The sequence below is a fragment of the Marinospirillum sp. genome (assembly GCF_014859565.1).
This window is the reverse complement of sequence record NZ_JACUUA010000297.1, coordinates 1-3,416: the sequence shown is the minus strand read 5'-3', so window position 1 is coordinate 3,416 and position 3,416 is coordinate 1. Positions and strand designations below refer to the sequence as shown.

Sequence of the window (3,416 nt, the reverse complement as noted above, 5' to 3'; positions counted from 1 at the left end):
GTATTCCGTAGCTATCTTCACGCTGCAGGTATCCTGAAACAAGGTAATACAGGCGATGTTCATCTTCTGAAGGCACGAAGGGAACGGTTAGAGCTTTACGCTGGGTATAGCGGATGTACTCAAGAACATCTTTTCTGAGCGTTCTTTTCACAAATTCTTTAGTGCGCTCTTTCAGCCCTTCAATATCTTCACCTCCTTTCAGATACTGACGCCTGAAACTTTGAGCATCACCAAACAGCTGGGTATCAATCACCGTTGATAAGCCGTAGAGCTCCATCAATGAGTTTTGCAAAGGGGTCGCTGTTAATAGCAGTTTGTTACAGGGTCCGAAAGCCTGCTTAATGGCTTGTCCTGTTCTATGGCTTTCGCGGTGGGCATTTCTTAGTTTATGGGCCTCGTCAAAAACAACAAGATCCCAGGGAATAAGCCTTAGCTTATCGGCCATTCGAGCCGCAAAGTTATAGGAAACAACAGTGACGGTAGCTTGATCAAAAGGATCAGTAACACCTTGCTTGCGGTGTTCTCTCCAGGTTCGAGCATCCAGCACTTGAGAAGGCAAATGAAACTTCTGGGCTAACTCATTAGCCCACTGCTTTCTTAAGGCAGCTGGGCAAACCACAATCAAGCGACGGCGACGCTCAGCCCAGTATTGAGAGAGCACCAGAGCTGCCTCAATGGTTTTACCCAGGCCAACCTCATCAGCCAAGATAACCCCTTTAACCAGCGGGTTGCCCAAAGCGAAAAGAGCAGCATCAATCTGATGGGGGTTCAAGTCTACAGAGGCATCGAACAGAGACTGGCTGATACGCCCCACATCATTACCACGCCTTTGCCGGGTTAACTCATAAGCAAAATACTTTGCGTGATAATCCGTGATTTTCATTTAATGTTCCTTGATTTTTGGCTTTGTATAGAAAAGCCTTCGTGAATTCATGCATCGTCAGGCAGCTGGACACTGTGGTGCCAAAGGATATTGCCTGATCTGGACACAGCAACGCTCTCAACAAGGTTTTCATTATGAAAGTTAAACACCATGTCCTCTAGCCCTTGGTGGCTGGGATTGTCTGTTGGGATGATATTGGCTCCCAAGTAAACCAGCTCCGATGCGTCGAGCTCTTCATCTAGCCTTGATAAGGCCACTAAAAACAGGTACTGATCGGGCATCATGACTGGCTTTTTAATAGAGAGCCAGTCAAGCAGGCTTTTGAACTCTTTGAAGATCCTGTCCCATTCTTCCAGTGTTTCTCTGACTTTCTTATGGGCTGCGGGGATGGCAAAAAATAGACTGGTTGCACTAGACAGAATAATCACGGAGACAACGAGCCAATCAGCTCCTTTACCAATATTTTTTGTAGTGACCTCTACAGGAATGTCCCCACCTGGATAGCTCTCGATTTTGCTATGGAGGCTATCAACCTCTGCTTTCTCGCGCTCTACTTCATGCAGTGAGGGGTCACCAAAAGGGTTGATAATTATTTCCATGATTTGCCAATTACTCCATTTAATCCACGAAGATTGCATGCTGAGCAAGCTCAGCAAACTGTTTTTTGATTACTTTTAGTCGCGCTTGCGCCGTCGCATCCTTGTTGTTCGTCTTTAGGTACTCTTCAAGGTACTTGATTTCCATGTGCATCAGGTGAATGCGCAGTTGCTGCATGCAGTTGGGTATGCCGAGGCTATGGAGCTCCCAGTTTCTATTTTGGAATGGGCTCTCGTAGTACGGGATGTCATGGAATATCTGGGGGTCAATACCTTTACGCTGAAGCAAGCGCTCAAAATCTTTCTGGAGTGCATCATCTGAGTTCCTAAGAGTGTCATGAATGCTCGATAGATGCGCAATATTTTCCTCACAAGCCTTTACGAGGCGAAGATAGCTGCTCTTAGCGTCTATGGAAAAAGCTAACTCCACCATCGCATGCTCAATAGTGTTAAGCCTCTCAATCTCTACCCAATACTGATCCATCTCGTAAATTATTTTGTAGAGTGCTGTCTCATCGATCTTAAAGCTCGACTTTTCGAAGACTGCTTCATGGTCTCGTTTGAGTTGATGTAACCTATCGACCGAATATTCATCTGTATCATTGGTCTCTACATGGTGCGGATAACATAAAAGCAAGAGATTCTCGTACGCGCGGCGATCTTCATCGCTTTGTGTGTGGTTGTAGCGTTCACCGCCAGGCAGTGCAGCTTCAATGTGGCATATCTGGCCGATGAACTGATTTCGATCATTAATGAGTGGCTGTGTGCACCCAGGAAAAGCACACTGGTTACCAGAGCGAGCAAACAGCGCACGGACAGTTTCAGTTTTCGGACTCAACCGAGCCATCTAAGCACCCCTTACATATAACGCCTGTAGCTGTTAGCTTTTACAACAGCTGCGACCCGTCCAGGAAGGAGCGGTGGCCATCGACCGCGAACTGCTGCACCTTTTTAAAAATGCTGACCAAGCTTAGCCCAATTCTGAGTGAAATAGGTTTGAATCCCTTTACCAGGCTGATACCGGGGATAGAGCTTTTGAAACTCATCACGCGCGGTGCTATATGAACTGTCATCGATAACGGTAAGAGCCCTGGCAAGGAACAATAAGGCAAGTGATGGGGCGCGAGACTCACCTTGGTTGCAGTGAATAACTAACTTTTTTCCGTCATCCCAGTGCTTCTGAGCGAAATCCAAAAAGCTAGAGAACAGTTCTGGCATAAACAAAGGAGCCGGTGGATCAATTATGTTGAGATACAGATCTGAACCTTGCTCCAAAACCAAGTAGTTTGGATGAGAATTAGGAAGCTTACCTGTGTATCCAACAGCCCGCTGGTGGCATGGGCTTTTGCATGCGTGAACGACTGCTACGCCATCAGATCCAGACAAGCAGGAGGTCGCATCCGTTACGAAAACTCTTTCATATACTTCTTGCATGCTGTCTCCTTGGTATTTTTAATGATTAAAGCAGCTGCGCGTTAAGTGTCCGCTGCTGCCTTTACTTGTGTACGCCCAGCATGGGAATGAACTGATGAGGTGGAAGTCCTCTGTAGGATAATCACTATCTCACCCTGATACTCAGGGCAGTAGACGATAACTACTAGCGAATGACAAGGGCAAGACCGCACCTGACTTGAGCATTATTCACCCTTATCTTGTTTAACCTTATAGAGGCTGAATCGGTTCAAAAGCATACCGCCCACTCATGTCCCTAACCAACTCAAATGCATCCAGGGCAAAGATAGGGTCCACTTCTTCCAGGTTGTCGAAGTTGATTTTTTCAAAGTCTGAACGGGCCACACGGGCGGATAGCAGGTAGTCATCTTCTTCATGTCCGGTGGCCGGGTTCAGGCGCTGACTGTAGCCGGAGATGATCAACTGCTGAATGCTGGGTAATGTGGCAAAAGCAGTCCCGATAACCCGCAGCAGCACGCCATGCA

4 protein-coding genes and 1 pseudogene are annotated in these 3,416 nt (G+C 47.0%); all 5 read right to left on the bottom strand.

What is annotated here, in order from left to right:
* The coding region (locus IBX50_RS18620) for a DEAD/DEAH box helicase (protein ID WP_292257899.1) at nt 1-883 on the bottom strand (883 nt) is incomplete at its 3' end.
* Between the two features lie 47 nt (nt 884-930).
* The gene (locus tag IBX50_RS18615) at nt 931-1,482 is read right to left on the bottom strand and encodes a hypothetical protein (RefSeq protein ID WP_292257898.1); all 552 of its coding nucleotides are present in this window, start codon (nt 1,480-1,482) and stop codon (nt 931-933) included.
* A 19-nt stretch (nt 1,483-1,501) separates the two neighbouring features.
* The gene (locus IBX50_RS18610; RefSeq protein WP_292257897.1) at nt 1,502-2,326 is read right to left on the bottom strand and encodes a hypothetical protein; all 825 of its coding nucleotides are present in this window, start codon (nt 2,324-2,326) and stop codon (nt 1,502-1,504) included.
* A 104-nt stretch (nt 2,327-2,430) separates the two neighbouring features.
* Nucleotides 2,431-2,913: a hypothetical protein gene (locus IBX50_RS18605; protein WP_292257896.1), complete on the bottom strand. Its 483-nt coding sequence runs from the start codon at nt 2,911-2,913 to the stop codon at nt 2,431-2,433.
* A gap of 228 nt (nt 2,914-3,141) precedes the next feature.
* Nucleotides 3,142-3,416: pseudogene (locus IBX50_RS18600) on the bottom strand (DUF4236 domain-containing protein); the annotation flags it as partial.